The 21,516-nt window shown below is 60.8% G+C and carries 16 protein-coding genes; 13 read left to right on the top strand and 3 right to left on the bottom strand.

From position 1 onward, the window contains the following. Positions 1–9 precede the first annotated feature (9 nt). Complete coding sequence (aceE, locus tag JFT44_RS06470; RefSeq protein ID WP_057958114.1) at positions 10–2,655, bottom strand: pyruvate dehydrogenase (acetyl-transferring), homodimeric type; 2,646 nt, start codon at positions 2,653–2,655, stop codon at positions 10–12. Positions 2,656–3,038: 383 nt separating this feature from the next. On the opposite strand from aceE, the gene glnE reads away from it, so the two are divergent. The 9 genes from glnE (at position 3,039) to JFT44_RS06425 (ending at position 13,656) form a co-directional block, all read left to right on the top strand. After that, complete coding sequence (gene glnE, locus JFT44_RS06465) at positions 3,039–5,978, top strand: bifunctional [glutamate--ammonia ligase]-adenylyl-L-tyrosine phosphorylase/[glutamate--ammonia-ligase] adenylyltransferase (protein WP_057958115.1); 2,940 nt, start codon at positions 3,039–3,041, stop codon at positions 5,976–5,978. 198 nt (positions 5,979–6,176) lie between these two features. Beyond that, positions 6,177–7,211, top strand: coding sequence for a lipopolysaccharide heptosyltransferase II (gene waaF / locus JFT44_RS06460; protein ID WP_115127229.1), 1,035 nt, complete (start codon positions 6,177–6,179; stop codon positions 7,209–7,211). 1 nt (position 7,212) lies between these two features. Then, entirely contained in the window at positions 7,213–8,274 is a 1,062-nt protein-coding gene (gene waaC, locus JFT44_RS06455) for a lipopolysaccharide heptosyltransferase I (protein WP_057437702.1), read from the top strand. After that, positions 8,274–9,395 (top strand): glycosyltransferase family 4 protein, encoded by a 1,122-nt coding sequence (locus JFT44_RS06450; RefSeq protein WP_115127231.1) that lies wholly within the window; start codon positions 8,274–8,276, stop codon positions 9,393–9,395. The genes waaC and JFT44_RS06450 overlap by 1 nt, the downstream gene beginning before the upstream one ends. Then, complete coding sequence (gene rfaP / locus JFT44_RS06445) at positions 9,395–10,201, top strand: lipopolysaccharide core heptose(I) kinase RfaP (protein WP_057958118.1); 807 nt, start codon at positions 9,395–9,397, stop codon at positions 10,199–10,201. Before JFT44_RS06450 ends, rfaP begins: the two co-directional genes overlap by 1 nt. After that, a complete protein-coding gene (locus tag JFT44_RS06440) occupies positions 10,201–10,935 on the top strand; it encodes a lipopolysaccharide kinase InaA family protein (protein ID WP_057958119.1) in 735 nt (244 codons plus the stop codon). Before rfaP ends, JFT44_RS06440 begins: the two co-directional genes overlap by 1 nt. Next, on the top strand, positions 10,932–11,684 hold the full coding sequence (locus JFT44_RS06435; protein ID WP_057437306.1) for a lipopolysaccharide kinase InaA family protein: 753 nt from the start codon (positions 10,932–10,934) through the stop codon (positions 11,682–11,684). The genes JFT44_RS06440 and JFT44_RS06435 overlap by 4 nt, the downstream gene beginning before the upstream one ends. Next, on the top strand, positions 11,684–13,135 hold the full coding sequence (locus JFT44_RS06430; RefSeq protein ID WP_057958121.1) for a lipopolysaccharide kinase InaA family protein: 1,452 nt from the start codon (positions 11,684–11,686) through the stop codon (positions 13,133–13,135). Before JFT44_RS06435 ends, JFT44_RS06430 begins: the two co-directional genes overlap by 1 nt. A gap of 209 nt (positions 13,136–13,344) precedes the next feature. Next, complete coding sequence (locus tag JFT44_RS06425; RefSeq protein ID WP_128593001.1) at positions 13,345–13,656, top strand: hypothetical protein; 312 nt, start codon at positions 13,345–13,347, stop codon at positions 13,654–13,656. A gap of 150 nt (positions 13,657–13,806) precedes the next feature. Here JFT44_RS06425 and JFT44_RS06420 read toward each other — a convergent pair whose 3' ends face one another. Next, positions 13,807–15,900, bottom strand: coding sequence for a TonB-dependent receptor (locus tag JFT44_RS06420; protein ID WP_198830448.1), 2,094 nt, complete (start codon positions 15,898–15,900; stop codon positions 13,807–13,809). Between the two features lie 163 nt (positions 15,901–16,063). Between JFT44_RS06420 and JFT44_RS06415 the strand changes: the two genes are divergently transcribed. The 4 genes from JFT44_RS06415 to JFT44_RS06400 all read left to right on the top strand — a co-directional run bounded on the left by JFT44_RS06415 (position 16,064) and on the right by JFT44_RS06400 (position 20,841). After that, positions 16,064–16,405, top strand: a complete 342-nt coding sequence (locus tag JFT44_RS06415; protein WP_057437310.1) for a YceK/YidQ family lipoprotein — start codon at positions 16,064–16,066, stop codon at positions 16,403–16,405. A 150-nt stretch (positions 16,406–16,555) separates the two neighbouring features. Further along, the gene (locus JFT44_RS06410; protein WP_057437314.1) at positions 16,556–18,310 is read left to right on the top strand and encodes a carbamoyltransferase; all 1,755 of its coding nucleotides are present in this window, start codon (positions 16,556–16,558) and stop codon (positions 18,308–18,310) included. Continuing rightward, on the top strand, positions 18,303–19,208 hold the full coding sequence (locus JFT44_RS06405) for a glycosyltransferase family A protein (RefSeq protein WP_233093217.1): 906 nt from the start codon (positions 18,303–18,305) through the stop codon (positions 19,206–19,208). The genes JFT44_RS06410 and JFT44_RS06405 overlap by 8 nt, the downstream gene beginning before the upstream one ends. Positions 19,209–19,476: 268 nt before the next feature. Then, positions 19,477–20,841 (top strand): hypothetical protein, encoded by a 1,365-nt coding sequence (locus JFT44_RS06400; protein ID WP_233098297.1) that lies wholly within the window; start codon positions 19,477–19,479, stop codon positions 20,839–20,841. A 2-nt stretch (positions 20,842–20,843) separates the two neighbouring features. Here the strand turns inward: JFT44_RS06400 and JFT44_RS06395 are convergent, their stop codons facing one another. After that, complete coding sequence (locus JFT44_RS06395) at positions 20,844–21,500, bottom strand: phosphotransferase (RefSeq protein ID WP_186625801.1); 657 nt, start codon at positions 21,498–21,500, stop codon at positions 20,844–20,846. Between the last annotated feature and the right edge of the window lie 16 nt (positions 21,501–21,516).

Raw genomic sequence — 21,516 nt, 5'->3', positions numbered from 1 at the left:
AAAGTCTCCTCAGCAGTCCAGTGGGTTGCGTTTTTCCGGGTTGATCCCGAACTTGACGATGGCGTCAGCCACCACCTTGGGTTCGATCTCACCACGGTCAGCCAAGGCTTCCAGGGCTGCCAACACCACAAAGTGACGGTCGACTTCGAAGAAGTGACGCAGCTTCTTGCGGCTGTCACTGCGGCCGAAACCATCGGTGCCCAGGACTTTGAATTCCTTGGACGGGACCCACTGGCGAATTTGTTCAGCAAACAGTTTCATGTAGTCGGTAGAGGCGATAACCGGCCCCTTACGGCCAGCCAGGCACTCTTCGACGTAGCTCAGCGCAGGCTTCTGGCCTGGGTGCAGGCGGTTGCTGCGCTCTACGGCCAGGCCGTCGCGACGCAGTTCATTGAAGCTGGTAACGCTCCACACATCAGCGCCGACGTTGAACTCTTCACGCAGGATCTTCGCCGCTTCACGCACTTCGCGCAGGATGGTGCCGGAGCCCATCAGTTGCACGTGGTGTGCCGCTTCCTTGGTGTCTTCTTCGAGCAGGTACATGCCCTTGATGATGCCTTCTTCAACACCGGCCGGCATGGCAGGTTGCTGGTAGGACTCGTTCATCACGGTGATGTAGTAGAAAACGTCCTGCTGCTCTTCGGTCATCTTCTTCATGCCGTCCTGGATGATCACCGCCAGCTCGTAGCCGTAGGTTGGATCAAAGGTGCGGCAGTTCGGGATGGTGGCAGCCAGGATGTGGCTGTGACCGTCTTCGTGTTGCAGGCCTTCGCCGTTCAGCGTGGTGCGCCCGGCGGTACCGCCGATCAGGAAACCACGGGTACGGCTGTCGCCTGCTGCCCAAGCCAGGTCGCCAATACGCTGGAAGCCGAACATCGAGTAGAAGATGTAGAACGGCAGCATCGGCTGGTTGTGACTGGAGTACGAAGTACCGGCAGCGATGAAGGAGCTCATGGCGCCCGCTTCGTTGATGCCTTCTTCGAGGATCTGGCCCTTCTTGTCTTCCTTGTAGAACATCACCTGGTCTTTATCGACTGGCTCGTAGAGCTGGCCGACGGAGGAGTAGATGCCCAACTGGCGGAACATGCCTTCCATACCGAAGGTACGGGCTTCGTCCGGGATGATAGGGACGATGCGCGGGCCGATTTCCTTGTCCTTGACCAGTTGCGCGAGGATCCGCACGAAGGCCATGGTGGTGGAGATTTCACGGTCGCCCGAACCGTCAAGGATTGCCTTGAGGGTGCTGAGGTCCGGCGTCGGTACGCTGAAGCTCTGTGCGCGGCGCTGTGGCACGAAACCGCCCAGTGCAGTGCGACGCTCGCTGAGGTAGCGGGCTTCGGCGCTGTTTGGCTCGGGCTTGAAGAACGGCAGGTTCTCCAGCTCTTCGTCCTTGACCGGAATGTCGAAGCGGTCGCGGAACAACTTCAGGCTGTCGACATCGACTTTCTTGGTGTTGTGGGCGGTGTTCTTCGCTTCGCCGGCACCGGTGCCATAACCCTTGATGGTCTTGGCCAGGATGACGGTCGGTTGTTCTTTGTGGTTGACCGCTTCGTGGTACGCCGCGTAGACCTTGTACGGGTCGTGGCCGCCACGGTTGAGTTTCCAGATCTCGTCGTCGGACAGGTCGGCAACCATCGCCTTGAGTTCAGGCGTGTTGAAGAAGTGTTCACGTACGAACGCGCCGTCTTTGGCTTTGTAGTTCTGGTACTCGCCGTCGATGACTTCGTCCATGCGGCGTTGCAGGATACCGTCGACGTCCTTGGCCAGCAGTGGGTCCCAGAAACGGCCCCAGATGACTTTGGTTACGTTCCACTGGGCACCGCGGAACACGCCTTCGAGTTCCTGAATGATCTTGCCGTTGCCGCGAACCGGGCCGTCGAGGCGCTGCAGGTTGCAGTTGATGACGAAGATCAGGTTGTCCAGCTTCTCGCGGCCGGCCAGGGAGATGGCGCCCAGGGATTCCGGCTCGTCGCACTCGCCGTCGCCCAGGAAACACCAGACCTTCTGCTTGCCTTCGGGGATGAAGCCACGGGCTTCCAGGTACTTCATGAAACGTGCCTGGTAGATCGCCTGGATCGGGCCCAGACCCATGGATACGGTCGGGAACTGCCAGAAGTCAGGCATCAGCCAAGGGTGCGGGTACGACGACAGGCCGCCACCGTCGACTTCCTGGCGGAAGTTGTTCATCTGGTCTTCGGTGATGCGACCTTCCATGAACGCACGGGCGTAGACGCCTGGCGAGGTGTGACCCTGGAAGTAGATCAGGTCGCCGCCGTGTTCTTCGGTCGGGGCCTGGAAGAAGTAGTTGAAGCCAATGTCATACAGGGTTGCGCTGGAAGCGAAGCTGGAGATGTGACCGCCCAGGTCAGAGTCTTTCAAGTTCGTGCGCATAACCATCGCCATCGCGTTCCAGCGTACCAGCGAGCGAATGCGGCGTTCCATGAACAGGTCGCCAGGCATGCGTGCTTCGTGGGTAACGGGGATGGTGTTGCGGTATGGCGTGGTGATGGCGTAGGGCAGTTGCGAGCCGCTGCGGGTCGCGAGTTCGCCCATACGGGTCATCAGGTAGTGAGCACGGTCTTCGCCTTCTTTGTCGAGAACCGATTCCAGGGCGTCCAGCCATTCCTGGGTTTCGACGGGATCGAGGTCTTGCATGGCTTGCTCCAGGGCGGAAAGGCTACCAGAATCGGTTGCCTGAAGTTTGCGACTGGCCTTGTGGGCAGACGACATAAATTCTTGGATGGCCGAAGGTTGCTTCGGCGTCCTGTAGTTTTACTACAAATCGTCGGCCATTTCAGCCTTTCGAATGTATATACGAGTAGTAAAACTACACAAGACCGAGGTGGTTGCTCGGTCTGGCTGGTGAGCATAATCGTTATTGTTGATCTTTTGCGAACAAGAAAAGGTAGAAGTTTAATGTTGCCTGCCAAAATTAATGATTTTTCAGCTATTTCTAACTTTTGTTCGACAGTCCTTCATCGAGCGTGGTTCTTGCGTTCACAGCCACTCGCCATTCACGCGCCGATCAAGGATAGACCATGAGCCTTCCAACGCTGGTTGAACTCCCAGCCGTTCTGTTGCCATTTGCCAACCGGGCCGAGCAGTCATTTCGTGACGCGGCGGCCATGCTGGATGCCGATCATGGCCTGTCTGCGTGGACGCCGCAACGTTGGGCCGACTTCGCCCGGGTGTGTGCCGCCAGCGATTTTGTGATTGAACAGAGTGTTCGTGACCCTTTGATGTTGCTTGAGCTGGTGGCCTGGGGCGAGCTGGACCGCGGCTTTGCGCCTGATGAGCTGTGTGGGCAGATTGCCGCAGCCGTGCAACAGGCTGAAACAGAAGATGAGCTGGGGCGTGTGCTGCGTCGCCAGCGCACCCGCCAGCAAGTGCGGATCATCTGGCGCGACCTGACCCGACAGGCGGACCTGGTACAGACCTGCCGCGACCTGTCGGACATGGCCGACGCCAGCATCGACCAGGCTTACCAGTGGCTGTACCAGCGCCACTGCGCGCAATTCGGCACCCCCATCGGCGGGCGCAGCGGCGAGCCGCAGCAGATGGTCATCCTCGGCATGGGCAAGCTGGGTGCGGTGGAACTGAACCTGTCGTCGGACATCGACCTGATCTTCGCCTACCCCGAAGGCGGCGAGACCGTGGGCGCCAAGCGGGCCCTCGACAACCAGGAGTTCTTTATCCGTCTGGGCCAGAAGCTGATCAAGGCCCTGGACCCGATGACTGTCGACGGCTTTGTGTTCCGGGTCGATATGCGCCTGCGGCCCTACGGCTCCGCCGGGGCGCTGGTGTTGAGCTTCAACGCATTGGAGCAGTACTACCAGGACCAGGGCCGCGACTGGGAACGCTACGCGATGATCAAGGCGCGAGTGGTGGCCGGCGACCAGGTGGCCGGCGCGCAACTGCTCGACCTGCTGCGCCCGTTTGTCTATCGGCGTTACCTGGACTTTTCTGCGATCGAAGCGCTGCGCACCATGAAGCAGTTGATCCAGCAGGAAGTGCGGCGCAAGGGCATGGCCGACAACATCAAGCTGGGGGCTGGCGGCATCCGCGAAGTGGAGTTTATCGCCCAGGCGTTCCAGCTGATTCACGGTGGCCGCGACCTCAGCCTGCAACAACGGCCGCTGCTGAAGGTGCTGGGCACCCTGGAAGGCCAGGGCTACCTGCCGCCGGCGGTGATTGCCGAGTTGCGTGCCGGCTATGAGTTCCTGCGCTACACCGAGCATGCGATCCAGGCCATTGCCGATCGCCAGACGCAAATGCTGCCCAACACGGACGAGGACCAGGCGCGCATTGCCTTTATGTTGGGTTTTGCCAACTGGACGGCGTTCCATGAACAGTTGATGTACTGGCGTGGCCGGGTGGACTGGCATTTCCGCCAGGTGATTGCCGATCCGGACGAAGAGGAGGGGGTGGAAAGCGAATTGGTGGTGGGTGGCGAGTGGCTGCCCTTGTGGGAAGAATCCCAAAATGAGGAGGCCGCCTGTCGCCAATTGGCCGAAGGCGGCTTTGCCGACGCGCCTAAGGCCCTGAAAGCCTTGGCCAGCCTGCGCGGCAGCCCGCAATTGCGCGCGATGCAGCGCCTGGGGCGTGAGCGCCTGGATGCGTTTATCCCGCGCCTGCTGGCCCAGGCTGTCGAACATGCCAACCCGGACCTGGTGCTGGAGCGTGTGCTGCCGTTGGTAGAGGCCGTCGCGCGGCGTTCTGCTTATCTGGTGCTGTTGACGGAAAACCCTGACGCCTTGCGTCGGTTGTTGACCCTGTGCGCCGCCAGCCCGTGGATTGCCGAGCAGATCACCCGCTTCCCGCTGCTGCTGGACGAATTGCTTAACGAAGGCCGCCTGTTCAAGCCGCCCTTGGCGCCGGAACTGGCCGCCGAACTGCGCGAGCGCCTCACACGCATCCCTGAGGATGACCTTGAGCAGCAAATGGAAGCCCTGCGCCACTTCAAGCTGGCGCACCGGTTGCGGGTCGCGGCCTCGGAAATCGCTGGCAGCCTGCCGCTGATGAAGGTCAGCGACTACCTGACCTGGCTCGCCGAGGCGATTCTGGAGCAGGTGTTGGCCCTGGCCTGGCGCCAGACCGTGGCCCGCCACGGTACGCCGCAACGCCTGGACGGTACCTTGTGCGACCCCGGATTTATCATCGTCGGTTATGGCAAGGTCGGCGGTATCGAACTGGGACATGGCTCGGACCTGGACCTGGTGTTTATCCACGACGGTGACCCCCAGGCCGAAACCGACGGCGCCAAGCCGATTGATGGCGCGCAGTTCTTTACCCGCCTGGGCCAGCGCATCATTCACCTGCTGACCACCCAGACCAACTCTGGGCAATTGTACGAAGTGGATATGCGCCTGCGACCTTCTGGCGCATCCGGCCTGCTGGTCAGCTCCCTGGGGGCATTTGCCCGTTATCAGGAAAACGAGGCCTGGACCTGGGAGCATCAAGCCCTGGTGCGCGCGCGGGTGCTGGTCGGCAGCCAGGACGTGGGCCGGGCGTTTGAGGCCGTACGGGCGCGGGTACTGGGGCGCACGCAGGACCTGGCGAAGCTGCGCCAGGAGGTCAGCGAGATGCGCGCCAAGATGCGTGACAACCTGGGCACTAAGTCGACCGCAGCCGGCACCGCGGCGAATGCCTTCGAGCCCACGGCGCTGTTCGATCTCAAGCAGGACGCAGGAGGTATCGTCGATATTGAATTTATGGTGCAATACGCCGCTTTGGCGTGGTCTGCGCAACATCCATTGCTGCTGCGCTATACCGACAATATCCGCATCCTGGAAGGCTTGGAGCAGGTCGGGCTGATGCCCGCCGCCGATGCCCACCTGTTGCGCGAGGTGTATAAGGCCTACCGCTCGGCAGCCCATCGCCAGGCCTTGCAGAACGAGGCGGGTGTGGTGGCCGGGGATCAGTTTGCCGACGAACGGCGGCAGGTGAAACGGATCTGGCAAGAACTGGGGTTAAGCTAAAACACTACGGCGACCCCAATTGAATGTGGAGACCGGCTTTAGGTGGAAGCGGGCTGGCCCGCGATGCAGGCGCTGCGGTCTGGCTGACAGCACGCGGTGATGCTATCGCGGGCCTGCCCGCTCCCACACAAACCGTGACCTACAGTAATTATCGAGGCGGGGAGGCATGAGCCTCCCCGAATCGTTTGTGGAAACTACATGAATATTCTGATCGTTGGGCCCAGTTGGGTCGGTGACATGGTAATGGCGCAGACACTGTTCCAGTGCCTGAAACAGCGTCATCCCGACTGCCAAATCGACGTGCTCGCCCCCGAGTGGAGCCGGCCGATCCTGGAACGCATGCCCGAGGTACGGCAGGCCTTGAGCTTCCCGCTCGGCCATGGCGCGCTGGAGCTGGCGACCCGGCGGCGGATCGGCAAGTCCCTGGCCGGCCAGTACGACCAGGCGATCCTGCTGCCCAACTCGATGAAGTCGGCCCTGGTGCCGTTCTTCGCCGGCATCCCCAAGCGTACCGGCTGGCGCGGCGAGTTCCGCTATGGCTTGCTCAATGACGTGCGCAAGCTCGATAAGGCCCGCTACCCGCTGATGATCGAGCGCTTCATGGCCCTGGCCTATGCGCCCAATGCCGAGTTGCCGACGCCGTATCCACGGCCGAGCCTGCTCATCGACCCGGTCACCCGCGACGCGGCCCTGGCCAAGTTCGGCCTGAGCCTCGATCGGCCGGTGCTGGCGCTGTGCCCAGGCGCCGAGTTTGGCGAGTCCAAGCGCTGGCCGTCGGAGCATTACGCCAAGGTCGCCGAGCTGAAAATCCGCGAAGGCTGGCAAGTCTGGCTGTTTGGCTCGAAAAACGATCACTCGGTGGGCGAGGATATCCGCCAGCGCCTGATCCCCGGCCTGCGCGAAGAAGCGGTCAATCTCAGTGGCGATACGTCATTGGCCGAGGCCATCGACCTGTTGTCCTGCGCCGACTCGGTGGTGTCCAACGACTCCGGCCTGATGCACGTGGCCGCCGCGCTCAACCGCCCGCTGGTGGCGGTGTACGGCTCCACCTCGCCGGGCTTTACCCCACCATTGGCCGACAAGGTCGAAGTGGTGCGCCTGGGCCTCGATTGCAGCCCGTGCTTTGACCGCACCTGCCGTTTCGGCCACTACAATTGCCTGCGCCAGTTGCTGCCCGATGCGGTAGCCGAAGCCTTGCAGCGTTTGCAGGGCAACGTGGTCGAGGTTCATTGAGTTGCGGGTACTGGTAATCAAGACCTCATCCCTGGGCGATGTGATCCACGCCTTGCCGGCATTGACCGACGCGGCCCGGGCGATCCCGGGGATTCGCTTTGACTGGGTGGTGGAAGAAGGCTTCGCCGAAATCCCCACCTGGCACCCGGCGGTGGACAAGGTGATCCCCGTGGCGATTCGCCGCTGGCGCAAGAACCTCTGGCAGACCTTCAAGAGTGGCGAGTGGCGCCGCTTCAAGAAGCAGATCCAGTCGACTAAATACGACCTGGTAATCGACGCCCAGGGCCTGCTTAAAAGCGCCTGGCTGACCCGCTATGTGCGGGCGCCGGTGGCGGGCTTTGACAGAGATTCAGCTCGCGAACCCATTGCTGCGCGCTTCTATTCCCGGCGCCTGGCGGTTGCTCGTGGCCAGCATGCGGTGGAGCGCCTGCGCCAGCTGTTCGCCGTGGCCCTGGGCTATGACCTGCCCAAAGGCCTTGGGGATTACGGCCTGAGCACTGAGAAACTGCTCGGCCTGCCGCCGAAGAAGCCTTTTGTGCTGCTGCTGCACGGCACCACCTGGGACACCAAGCACTGGCCCGAAGCCTACTGGCGCGAGTTGGCCGAGCGCATGGGCAGCCTGGGAGTGGATGTGAAACTGCCGTGGGGCAATGCCGCGGAAAAAGCCCGCGCCGAACGCCTGGCCCAGGGCCTGGCCAATGCCGAAGTCTTGCCCAAGCTGAACCTGGCCGGTGTGGCGCGGGTATTGGCCGGCGCCAGGGCCTGTGTGGCGGTGGATACCGGCCTCGGGCACCTGGCCGCTGCGCTGGATGTGCCGACGATCTCCCTGTTCGGCCCGACCAACCCGGGCCTGACCGGTGCCTATGGCAAGGCGCAGATTCATCTGGGCAGCGATTTCCCCTGCGCGCCCTGCCTGCAAAAGAAATGCACCTACCAACCGAGCGCTGAAGACCAGCGCCGGTTTGATCTCAAGCGCGAGTGGCCACTGTGCTTTACTCGCCTGAACCCTGAGCGTGTGGCCAGCCGACTGAGCACGTTGTTATTGGCTGAGGAGCTGCACTGATGCAACTGGCATTTGTACTGTACAAATATTTCCCCTTTGGTGGCTTGCAGCGCGACTTCATGCGCATCGCCCTGGAGTGTCAGCAGCGCGGTCACCAGATTCGTGTGTACACCTTGATCTGGGAAGGCGACGTGCCACCCGGTTTTGAAGTGCTGGTGGCGCCGGTCAAGGCGTTCTTCAACCATCGGCGCAACGAGAAGTTGACCGCCTGGATGCAGGCCGACCTGGCCAAACGCCCGGTGGACCGCTTGATCGGCTTCAACAAAATGCCCGGCCTGGATGTGTACTACGCGGCAGACGGCTGTTTTGAGGACAAGGCACAGAACCTGCGGCATTCGCTGTATCGCAGCTTTGGCCGCTACCGGCACTTTGCCGAGTACGAGCGCGCGGTGTTTGCCAAGGAGGCCAAGACCCAAGTGCTGATGATCTCCGAGGTCCAGCAGCCGCTGTTTATCAAACACTACGACACGCCGCTGGCGCGCTTCCACCTGCTGCCACCGGGCATCGCCCAGGACCGTCGGGCGCCGCCGAATGCGGCCGAGATCCGCGCCGGCTTCCGTGCCGAATTCAACCTCGCGGACGACGATCTGCTGCTGGTGCAGATCGGTTCGGGCTTCAAGACCAAGGGCGTGGACCGCAGCCTCAAGGCGCTGGCCGCACTGCCGCCAGACCTGAAGAAGCGCACCCGCCTGTTTGTAATTGGCCAGGACGACCCCAAAGTATTCCAATTGCAGAGTGCTACCCTGGGCCTGGGCGACAATGTGCAGTTCCTCAAGGGGCGCAGTGATATCCCGCGTTTCCTGCTGGGCGCCGACCTGTTGATTCACCCGGCGTACAACGAAAACACCGGGACCGTGCTGCTCGAAGCCCTGGTGGCCGGGTTGCCGGTACTGGTCACAGCGGTGTGTGGTTATGCCCATTACATCAGCGAAGCTGATTGCGGGCGTGTGCTGGACGAGCCTTTCGAGCAGGCCCAGCTCAACCAGTACCTGGCCGGGATGCTCAGTGATCAGCAGCAACGTGCGGCCTGGAGCCGCAATGGTCTGGCCTTCGCCGAGACGGCCGACCTCTATAGCATGCCGCAGCACGCTGCGGATGTAATTCTGGCGGAGCAACACTGATGAAGTTGATTCTTGCCGAACCGTTCAAGAGCCTTTGGGCCGGGCGCGATGCGTTCGCCGAAGTCGAGCTGTTGGAGGGTGAGGTTTACCGTGAACTGGAAGCCCGTCGCACCTTGCGCACCGAGGTGGATGGACGCGGCTACTTTGTGAAAATCCACCGTGGCATCGGCTGGGGTGAAATTTTCAAGAACCTGTTCACCGCCAAACTGCCGGTGCTGGGCGCCGGGCAGGAGTGGCAGGCAATCCAGCGCCTGCATGAAGTGGGCGTACCGACCATGACCGCCGTGGCCTACGGCGAGCGCGGCGCCAACCCGGCCGACCAGCATTCCTTTATTGTCACCCAAGAGTTGGCGCCGACCATCAGCCTGGAAGACTTGAGCATGGACTGGCTCAAGCAGCCACCCGAGCCGCGTCTCAAGCGCGCGCTGATTGCCGAAGTGGCCCGCATGACCGGGATGATGCATCGCGCTGGCGTCAACCATCGTGACTGCTACATCTGCCACTTCCTGCTGCACACCGACAAACCGGTGACGGCCGATGACTTCAAACTGTCGGTGATCGACCTGCACCGTGCCCAAGTGCGCCCGCGCATCAGTCAGCGCTGGCGCAACAAGGATTTGGCGGCCCTGTATTTCTCGATTCTGGATATCGGCCTGACCCGCCGCGACAAGTTGCGCTTCCTCAAAGGCTACTTCCAGCAACCCCTGCGCCAGATCCTGGCCGAGGAAGGCGCGCTGCTGCAGTGGCTGGAGCGCAAGGCCAGCAAGCTCTATGACCGTAAAGTCCGGTACGGAGGTGCGCTCTGATGGCGGGTTGGAACCTGGAACCTGCTTACTCGGAGCTTGTGGACGATTTTGGTAGCCTCGATGCGGTGTTTGCCCTGCAAGGCGAGCGGCTGACCCGTGATCCGCTGTCCGAAGTCATTCGTGTGCAGCGCGGCGGGGTCAACTATTACGTCAAGCGCTACACCGGCGCCGGCAAGGGGTTGCGGCGTTACCTGGGCAAGCCACGGGTCAAGTCCGAATGGCAGAACCTTAAGCGCTTCGCCAAGTGGGGCATTCCCACGGCCGAAGTCGTGGCCTGGGGCCTGGAGCGCAAGGGCCTGGCCTATGATCGTGGGGCGATGATCACCCGCGAGTTGCCCCGCACCGAAGACCTGGCGGCCCTGGCCGAACGCAAGGATCCGCAATTGTCCGACCCGGTATGGGTCGACAAGGTCAGCCGCCAGCTCGCCGAATACACCCGGACCATGCACGACCACCGGTTTACCCACAACGATTTGAAGTGGCGCAACCTGTTGATCGACGACCAGCAGACCCTGTACCTGATCGACTGCCCCAACGGCGACTTCTGGCGCGGGTTCTGGCTCAAGTACCGGATCACCAAGGACCTGGCGTGCCTGGACAAGGTTGCCAAATACCACTTGTCGGCCACCCAGCGCCTACGCTTCTACATGCAATATTGTCGGCGCAAGCACCTGAATACGTCGGATAAACAGCGGATTCGCCATGTGCTGAAGTTTTTCGAGGGACGCGAATGAATGACTTCCTGGCAACTGAAGACCGGGCCTTGCTGGAGCGCAATGGCCTGGCTGACTTCGACGCCCTGTGGGCCAGGCAACTGGACGCAGTGGATGAGCCCAACACCAGTCGCGGCGGCTGGAGCAGTGTGTTCCGCCTGGAACTGGAAGGCCGTGGCTTTTACCTCAAGCGCCAGAGCAACTACCTGACGCGCACCCTGCATCGGCCCTTTGGCGAGCCGACCTTTGCCCGTGAGTTTCGCAATATCAGCCGCTATCGGCAGAAGGCGATCCCGGCCTTGCAGGCCGCCTTTTATGGCGAGCGCAAGGTTGCCGGCGAATACCGCGCCTTGCTGCTGACCCGCGCGTTGGATGGCTGGAATGACCTGGACTCATTGCTTGAGCAGTGGCCGGCCCTGAGTGCCGCCCAGCACCACGCGATCCTCGTGGCTTGCGGCCAATTGGCGCGCAAGCTCCATGGCGTCGGCCAGGTGCATGGCTGTTTTTACCCTAAACATATCTTCCTGCAGGCCACCGGCGACGGTTACGCGGCGCAGTTGATCGACCTGGAAAAAACCCGGCCGCTGTTGCTGGGCCGGCGTGATCGGGTCAAAGACCTTGAGCCATTGCTGCGCCGTGCTGGCGCATGGACGGCAGCGCAGGTGCGGCAATTCCTGGCGGCCTACCTCGACCAGCCGGAGGACAGTTCGCTGGTGGATACCTGGGCGCAGTACCTGGCGGGGCGGCGCAGTCACAAGGAGGCCCGCTGATGCGGTTGTCTGAGCTCAAAAACGCCGGGCGTACGCCCACGTTGCCCTTGAGTATTGAGTTGGCGGATGCAGCGGGCCCTGGGCAGTTGCAACTGCTGAGCCTGTTGCGGGTGTTGCCCGGCCAGCGTTATGTGGGCGCGGCCATCTGGCGTGGCCGGCCGGTGCTGGCCAAGTTGCTGGTGGGTAGCAACGCCGCGCGACATTTCCAGCGCGAACTCCAGGGCGTGCGCCTGCTCGCCGAGCAAGGCCTCACTACCCCGCTGTTGCTCGCCGACGGCCTGCAAGACGGTGAGGGTGGCTGGCTGCTGTTCGAGTTTCTGGAAGGGGCCCAAAGCCTGGCCGACGCCTGGGCGGCAGTCGAAGCCTTGCCGCCCTTGGCCGATGAGCAACAGGCGGTACTGGCCGAAGCGCTGGGTGCGATTGCCCAGATGCACGCCAAGGGTTTGTGGCAGGAAGATCTGCACCTGGACAACTTGATGCGTCAGGCTGACAAGCTGTATTTGATCGACGGGGGGGGGATCTGCGTCGAACAGGCGGGTAAACCCCTGTCACGTAACCGGGTGCTGGAAAACCTCGGGGTGTTTTTTGCCCAGTTACCGAGCGACCTCGAACCGTTTACCGAAGAATTACTGGTGCACTACCTGTTAAGCAACGGCGAGCACGCGTTGCCCCTGGAAGCCTTGCAAAAACAGGTGCGCAAAGTGCGCGCCTGGCGCCTGAAAGACTTCATGGGCAAGATTGGCCGTGAGTGCACCTTGTTCAGCGTAGTGCGCGGGGCCTTTGGGCTGCGCGCCATCCGGCGTGAAGAAGAAGCTACCCTGCTGCCGGTACTGGCAAACGTCGATAGGCTTGTCGACCAGGGCCAAATGTACAAGGCCGGCGCCTCGGCCACGGTGGCCGGGGTTGATGCTGCGGGTCGAGCGCTGGTGATCAAGCGCTACAACATCAAGGGTTTTATGCACTGGCTCAGGCGCTTCTGGAGGCCCAGCCGCGCCTGGCACGCCTGGAGCGAAGGCAACCGCCTGACATTCCTGGGGATTGCCACGCCCAAGCCCCTGGCGCTTCTGGAGCGACGCTTTTTCTGGCTGCGCAGCCGGGCTTATCTGGTCACCGAGCACCTGTCCGGGCCCGACCTGATCGAACACCTGGCCCCTTACGTGGACAGCGGCGAGGTGCCCGAGCCTGAGCTATTGGCCCTGGATCGCCTGTTTGGCGAGCTGATTCGCGAGCGGATCAGCCATGGCGACTTCAAGGGGCGCAACCTGTTCTGGCAAGGAGGGCGTTGGGTGCTGATTGATCTGGATTCGATGTGTCAGCATGGCTCGCTGAGCAGCTTCGCACCGGCGTTTGCCAAGGACCGTGCGCGGTTTATGCGCAACTGGCCGGCTGATAGTGCTTTGTATCGTGTGATTGATCAGCGCTTGCCCAAGGTGAGCGAGTTAGTTGGGTGATCCGCGTTAGGCCGTCATAAGTCGTAGCGATTTCTTCAGGTCTGGGAAATCACAGTGTTTTCGAAGGCAAGGGGCATTACTTAATATTTTGATTAAGTAGTGCTCTGGACATTGTTTGTTGGGGTTAATAGGTTGTATCGACGCTTGATAGGAATATCTTACATAGATGTTTATTGAGTGGTCGAAATGTTAATTCCGGGGGTGTGCAAATGACTTCGATAACAGGCTTTCATCCGTTTTCTTTTTACAGTGATCTGGCCGGTAAAAATAAGCCGATAGATCCGGTGAATCCAACAAGCCCAATAGATAAAGTGCAGTCGGGTGTGCGCAATCCAAAGGACACAACCGCTGGTGATGATGCCGAATTTTTTAACGCCGATACCCAGGAATGGCAGCCAACCGCCTCTAATGGCAAAGGTGATGGCGGTTATGTGAACTTCGGTGATCCCTATCGAGAGCCCATAGATCATGAGCTGGTTTACGGAACCAATGGGGAGTGGCAATTAAAAGCTGATGGATGATTGCTTAAAAGTTGAGTGGGTATTTTTGTTTGTGGTTCTTTGTAATTTTGGTGGGTACTTTTCAAAGTGTAGGGGGCGGGTTATAGGAAGTTTCTGTTATTAATGTGGGAGCCAAATGGGCAATGTTATTTGCCCATTGGTTTTTATCACTCAAAAGCTGTACTGGGCTCCTGCGCCCGCATACCACGACCTGCCGGGCGCGGCTTCGTAATAACGATCGTTGCCATCGCCGACAATCACCGAACCGATGTACTGGCGATCCAGCAGGTTGTCCAGGCGCAGGGTCTGGTGAAAGGTCCAGTGTTCGACTTTCTGTTCAAAGCGTGCACGCCAGTTGAAAACGCTGTAAGCCGGAGCAGCATGCTTCTGGTTGGTGTCTTCGACATAGATCTTGCTGCGGTACATGCCTTCGACGGCGGTGCTGACCCAGTCCCGTGGTTTCCAGTTCAGTTCGGCAAAGAGCGTGGTCTGTGGGACGCCGGGTAGGTAGTTGCCCTTCTCCACGGTTTTGCCGCTGTTGCTGAAGTTGCTGTCGTAGGTGGCTTGCAGGCGGGTGTAGGCGAGGTTGGCGCTCCACTGTTCGCTCAGTTGGCTTTCGATACCCAGCTCAAAGCCACGGCGCAGGGTGCGGCCGGCGTTTTGGTAGCTGGTGCGTCCGCCATTGGACTGTGCGACTACCAGCTCATCCTCGGTGGTGATCTGGAACACAGCGGCATTGACCCGCGTGCTGTTGTTCACCTGCGCCTTCAAACCCACTTCATATTGAGTGCTTTCTGACGGCTTCAGGCCAAAGTTGAAACCTTCGATGGCGCCCGGGGCGTAGGCCATTTCGGCCTGGGTCGGCGTTTCGAAGCCCTTGCCAGCGCTGACATAGCCGTGCAGCTCAGGGGTAAACGCGTACATCACGCTCATCGACGGCGTGTTCTTCTGGTAGGTCTTGTTGCCACTGGCATCGCCATTGCTCAGGAACTGGTCATCGACGTCCATTTCCATGGTGCTGTGGCGCAGCCCGGCTTGCAGGGTCCAGCGGTCGATGGCCCAGTTGGCCTGGATGTACGGGTCGAGGCTGCGGGCGGTGTCGATTTCATTGCGGCGCAATTCGCCTTTCACGCCGAGGGTGTTGCCGCTGTAGTTCTGGTAGCCGTGACGGCTATCTTCGCTCTGGTCGAAGTCCAGGCCGGTGATGATCATCAATTCGCCCGGCACGCTGTCGATGGGCTGCATCCAGCGCACGCCGCCGCCGTAGAACTTGCGGTCGAATTGCACGACGCCGCCGCCGCGTTCGTTGCTCGGAACACCCTTGGGAATCGACAAATACTGAATCACACTCCTGCGCCCGGTGTAGGCATTCACCTGCAATGTCGCATCGCCAATGTACCGCTCGTAATTCATCCCTACCTGTTGGTGATCAATGCTCTTGCGTGTGTTGTACGCCAGGGCATTGCTGCTCACCGAGCGCGGGTCGGCCTTGTAGCCTGCCCAGGTCTGCCCCAGCGGGTCCTGGGTGCCGTTCTGCTCCAGGCTGCTGTAGATCAGGGCCAGCTTGCTGTCGTCATCGGGCTCGAGGTTGAGCTTGGCGAAGGTCTGGTCGCGGCGGGCGCTGCTGTGGTCGCGGTAGCCGTCGGTGTCCATGCGTGAGGCATCGAGGACAAAACCGGCGCCCTGCACCGCGCCCTCGGCGCTGAGGTGATGCTTGTTCAGGCCATCGCTGCCGACCAGGGTTTCGGCGCCGATACGGGGTGGGCCTTCGCCGTTGCGCGAGAACATCTGGATCACCCCGCCGGCGTTGCTGCCATACAGGGTGGCTGCCGGGCCGCGCAGGACTTCGATGCGGTCGGCGGTGTCGAGGTTGAAGGTGGCGGCCTGGCCCTGGCCATCCGGGGTGCTGGCGGGGATGCCATCGGCAATCAGCTTGATCCCGCGTACGCCAAACGCCGAGCGCGCGCCAAAACCACGGGAGGAAATCTGCAGGTCCTGGGCATAGTTCTGGCGGTTCTGCACCACCAGCCCCGGCACGCGGGACAGGGCTTCCGAGGCATTGATGCCCAGCTGGCCGTCGCTGATCTGCTCACGGCTGATGCTGTCCACCGAGTAGGGCAGGTCGAAACTGCGGCTGGCACTACGCGAGCCCGTCACCACACTGGGGTCGAGAATCAGTGGGGCCTCTTCGGCCAGGGCCGTTTGCTGCAGGCCCAGCAGGCTGGGGAGCAACATCGCAAAACAGGTGGGAGCAACAACTTTCATGAGCGAACCAACTTCTATGACGCGCAGCGCGGGCGCGGAAAAAAGGGCGCGAGTTTAACGATTCTGCGTGGCGTTTCCGACGAATATTCCCGCAAAATGCCGGCATATTCGTCTTACGCCATCTTGGGTTAGGCTGTCCGCCCCATGCCAAAGAGGGTTGCCCGTGAATCCTACAAATATTCTGCTGCTTGCCGCCATTGTCCTTTCGACCACCGCCTGCGGCACCCTCGACACGGTGTTTCGCGAAGACGCAGTAGCCAGCCAGAAACTCAAGGACCTGCGCAGCCACTGCGAGAGCGTGCCCCGTATCTACAGCGGGGTGGTGTATGACTTCTGCTCCCTGAATGGCGAACCCAACGGCAAGAAAAGCCTGGAAGACCAGCAGATTGCCTCGGTACCCTGGATTGCCATTGATTTTGCCCTGTCGGGTGTCCTCGATACTTTGGTACTGCCCTACACCGTCTACCGACAGAACCGCGATGGCAGTATCGAGATTTTCCGATGATGCCTCTTGTTTCTCCCTGCCATTTGCGGCTAGAGGCGTTTTGCCGCTTTTAAGCTATAATCCCGCCCTTTAGCTTTTCTCGCCGAGGCGAGGGGCACATATTTTTCAGGCGCCAGCGCCTGCATGCAGACTAAAAGAGGCTAGACCCCAGTGGCATTGACGATTCTTGGCCTGTCCGGCGCCCTTAGCCATGATCCTTCCGCAGCCCTGTATATCGACGGCAAGCTGATCGCGGCGGCCGAAGAAGAGCGCTTCGTACGTGATAAACATGCAAAGAACCGCATGCCCTACGAATCGGCGAAGTTCTGCCTGGAACAGGCTGGCATCAAACCCTCCGACGTTGATGTGGTGGCGATCCCGTTTGCCCCGATCAGCTTGTTCGGCGAGGCTCGCTGGCACTATGCCAAGCGTTACTGGTACGCCCCGGACCGCGCCCTTGACGCGATCCTGATGGGCAACCGGCGCTACAAGCGCTATCGCAACAAGATTGTCTGGTGCCTGGAGCAACTGGGCTTCGATCCGAAGAAGATCAAGATCGAACCGGTTGAACACCACCTGGCCCACGCCTCCAGCGCCTATCACTGCTCGGGCTTCCAGGAGAAGACCGCGATCCTCGGGATCGACGGTAAAGGCGAGTACGCCACGACCTTCTTCGGTTATGGCGAGAACGGCAAGATCCACAAGATCAAAGAATTCTACGACCCGGACTCCCTGGGCGGCCTGTACGGCGCGATCACCGAGTTCCTCGGTTTCGAGATGCTCGACGGCGAGTTCAAGGTCATGGGCATGGCACCCTATGGCGATGCCAGCAAGTACGATTTCTCGCGCCTGGCCTCTTTTGAAAATGGCGAGTTGGTGATCAACACCGACTATGCCAACGTCATCGGCCTGCGCCGCTATAAAGAGAAGGGCAAGGGCTTCTACTTCTCGCCAAAACTGATCGAGTGGCTGGGCCCCAAGCGCGAAGGCGATATCGCCGACGAGCCGTACATCCACTACGCGGCCAGCATGCAGGCTCTGTTCGAGAAGCTGTCGTTGCAGATGATCGACCATTACCTGGGCGATATCCTCAAGGAAACCGGCAAGCTGGCCTTCGCCGGCGGCTGCGCGTTGAACGTCAAGTTGAACCAGAAGATCATTGCCCGCGATGACGTCAAGGAGCTGTTCGTGCAGCCGGCGTCCGGCGATGCCGGCACCGCCGTGGGCGCGGCGGCCTATGTGTCCCATGCCCGTGGGGTACCGGTAGAGAAGATGGAGCACGTCTATCTCGGCCCGTCCTACAGCAACGAAGAAGTGATTGCCGCGTGTGCCAAGCACCCGAGCAAGCCGAAGTGGCGCCAGATCGACGATATGCCCAAGCGCATCGCCCAGATCATGGTCGACGGCAACCCGGTAGCCTGGTTCCAGGGACGCATGGAGTTCGGTCCGCGCGCCTTGGGCGGTCGTTCGATCATCGGTTGCCCGAGCGCCGTGGGCGTGGCTGACCGGATCAACCACCAGATCAAGTTCCGCGAGCGCTGGAGGCCCTTCTGCCCGTCGATGCTCGACACCGTGGCCCCGCAGATGATCAAGGTCGATCACCCGGCCCCGTTCATGACCTTCACCTTTGAAGTCGCCGAAGAGTGGAAAACCCGCGTGCCGGAAGTGGTCCATGAAGATGGCACCTCCCGCGCCCAGGTGCTCAAGCGCGAGTACAACCCGCGCTACTACGACATGATGAAAGAGCTGGAAGTGCTGACCGGCAACGGTGTGTCCCTGAACACCTCGCTCAACCGCCGTGGCGAAGCAATGATCTGCTCGCCGACCGACGCATTGAACATGTTCTTCGGCTCCGACCTGCAGTACCTGATCATGGAAGACATCCTGGTCGTCAAAGATGGTGTGGAAGGGCAAGCCGTTGACTGAAGCACTGATTGGCGTCGTCATCCCTGCCTACAACTACGCGCGCACCCTGGGGCGCGCGGTTGAGTCGGTGCTGGCGCAACTCGACGAAGCCGATGCGCAGTTGTTGGTGATTGATGACGGCTCTACCGACGACACGCCGCAGGTGCTGGACGCTCTGCTGGCCAAGCATCCGGGACGCTTCCAGGTGTTGCGCAAGCCCAATGGCGGCCTGGCCTCGGTGCGCAATCGTGGCATTGAGGAGTCTGCGGGCCAGTACCTGATGTTCCTGGACGCCGATGATGAAATGGCCCCGGGCGCCCTGGCCCTGGTTGCGCAGCATATTGCTGCTCACCCGGATAGCCGCCTGATCATCGGTGGCCACTGGTCGGTATTTGAAGATGGCAAGCGCCGCCTGCATGCCGTCAAGCCGTTGCCTGCTACGCCTTATCTGCGGGTGCGCGGGTATTTGCTGGACAAGACCATCGCCATCTCCAATGGCGCCTGCGCCATGCACCGGGAGATTTTTGCGGTAGGCAACTACCCGGAGCGCATGCGCAACGCCGAGGATATCCCGGTGTTTGCCCAGGCCCTGGCGCGCGTGCCCTGCACGGTTATCGACCAGCCGCTGGCCTTGATCTACAAACATGCAGACAGCTTGCGGCATGACATCAAGCACAGTGTGGCGGCGGGTGTGAGCCTGGTTGACGAGGTGTTTTCGCCAGTGCGTATGCCGGCAGAGTTGCAAGGCTTGCGCCGTGCGTTTCTCGCGCAGCGCTGCCTGTCTTTGTTTCGCAATTGCTTCAGTGCTGGTGAATACACGCTTGCCAGGCAGTTTTACTGCCAGGCGGTACGTACAGACTGGCGTGCCCTGACTCGCTGGTCGTACACACGCAAGGCGCTTCAGCTGATGTTCAAGTAAGCGTTTTATAGCCTGTTACGCTACGCCTGGAATGACCTATGAAGCGCCTGAGTTGATTGCAATGACCGGGCGTTGGTTTTTTGTGGCGTGGTGGTTTTTCTGGAATATATGTTTCCAAATCTTGTGCGCACGATGTGACGCCAGGTTTTAAGGGGGGGGTGTGGTTGGAATAGGCAGTAAATTTTGGGCCCGGGTGTTGAGTGTTGTCGTCGAACATCCCGTTCGAGTGGCATTTTTCGGGAGTCTGCTGCTATCCCTGATCGCCATATTGGGCGCAGCGACGGTCGGGCGTGATGCGGCTTTCTACCTGACCATTGCCCAGACCGCTTACGTCCACGGCCCGAAAGCCGCCTTTGCCCTGTTCAACTGGCCCTGGTTCTCGCTGCTCCTGGCCGGCACCCATTCGGTTACAGCCCTGCCCATAGAACTGAGTGCCCACTTATGGTGTTCGCTGTTTGCCGCCGGGACCTGTGCCCTGCTGGTTGACTGCGTTCGCCAGCGCTCGGTGCAGGTTGCGCCCTGGGCCTGCCTGGTGGTGCTGGCGATGCCGGCGTTCAACGAGTTTCGCGGTGAGATCCTGCGTGAGTTCGGCTTCTGGTTTTTCTGCACCCTGACGCTCTGGCTGGCCATGCGTTGGCAGGCTCGAGGGGGGTGGCTGCGTGCGGCAACCATCCACCTGGCAATTGTCGCGGCGGCAGCCTTCCGGCTGGAAGCGTTGTTGCTGTTGCCTGCGCTGGGCTTATGGCAGTTGCCTGGCCTGTGGGTGCGTGAGCGGCGCCTGGCACTCCTGCAGTTTATTGCGCTACCGCTGCTCGGCGTGGTTGCGGGGATGGTGTTGGTCACGGCAACGGGTGGTTTTTCGTCGGCGCGCGTTGCCTACTATATGGACATGATCAACCCGAGCAGTGTCCTGGCGTCATTCGATTTGCTGCGCGAGCAGTTCGCCAACTCGCTGATCAACAAGTACTCCCGGGATGAAGCAGGGCGCATCATCTTCTTTGGCATCCTGGCGACCATGGCCATCAGCTTTGTGAATATTTGCGGTCCGTTTGCCGTGCCGTTTTTACGGGGCCGCAATTGGCAGGCGATCAAGCGCTACTGGCATGAATACCGGCCTTTTGCCTGGGCGGCGGTGTTGTACCTGCTGGTATTGTTGTTGTTCTTTATCCAGCAGCAGTTCATGAACATGCGCTACATGAGCTTCTTGAACCTGCTGTTGGTGCCAGCGTTGGCGATGGCGCTGCAGATGTTTGCCCAGCAGTTCCCGCGCCTGGGCAAGGCGCTGGTGGCGATATGCCTATTGGTGATGCTGTCCAATGTGGTGTCCACCGGGCCGGGCAAGGTCCAGTACGTCGAGGCGGGGCGCTGGATGGCGGCGAATGTCGAGCCGGATGTGCCTGCTTACTTCGATGATGGCCGTATCGGCTATTACGCTGGACGGGGTTATCTGCTCAAGAAACTGACCCGTGAAGCTGCGATGTCTCCGGCGCACGCAGGTAAATTCCGCTACTTCCTGATCGAAGCCCGCGGCAACGAGCCCTGGCTCACCAGTTGGCTGGCCGAGCGCAACCTGCGCATCGTCGAGCGCTTCGCCAATCGTCGAGGCGCCACGGTACTGGTCATCACCCAGTAAGATCAGTCCAGTAGTTGCCGCAGGCGCTCAATCAACGGCGCCTGTTGACTGCCTGCCGGCAAGCCCTGGCGATAGCCATCGAAAAAGGCTTGCCCGGCATCATCGCCCAGCAGCCACTGGCGGTCCTCAGGGTAGCGTCGCAGGTGGCTGAAGTTACGCAGGCGCTTGCTCTGGCTCAGGGGGGCGGTCTGGCAACTCAGGTCGGCAATGTCGATCAGCCCCAGGGTGTTTTCCGGTGTCAGGACCACGTTGCCAAAGTGCAGCGAGCGAAAGTACACGCCCTTCTCATGCAATTGCGCAATGAAGCTGCCAAGACGCACACGCAGGGCGTCGGCCTCGGCTGTGGCAAGCTGTAACTGGCGGATGGTTTCCCCGGCCAGCGGGCTGTAGTACACCGCATCCCGCGCAATGCTGGGGATGCGATACACCGCAATGATGCGCGGGCAGGGGATATCCCGTTGCTGCAGGGCGCGGGTGTTATTGGCGAAACGTTGTGCATACGGGTAGAACAGCGCCGAACTGAGCAGGCGCTTGCGCCGGAACAGTTTGAGCATGCAACCATCGGTCAACCGGAGCACCTTGTCGCCAGAACCATCGGCTTCCAGCACCTGCGCGCCGGCGCGCAGTGCCTCATAGGTGTTGTGATCGATTACTTGCATGCCTGACTCCCATCAA

It is taken from the genome of Pseudomonas sp. MF5691, assembly GCF_016405645.1.
GTDB lineage: Bacteria > Pseudomonadota > Gammaproteobacteria > Pseudomonadales > Pseudomonadaceae > Aquipseudomonas > Aquipseudomonas shahriarae.
This window is presented reverse-complemented; position numbering and strand designations above follow the sequence as displayed.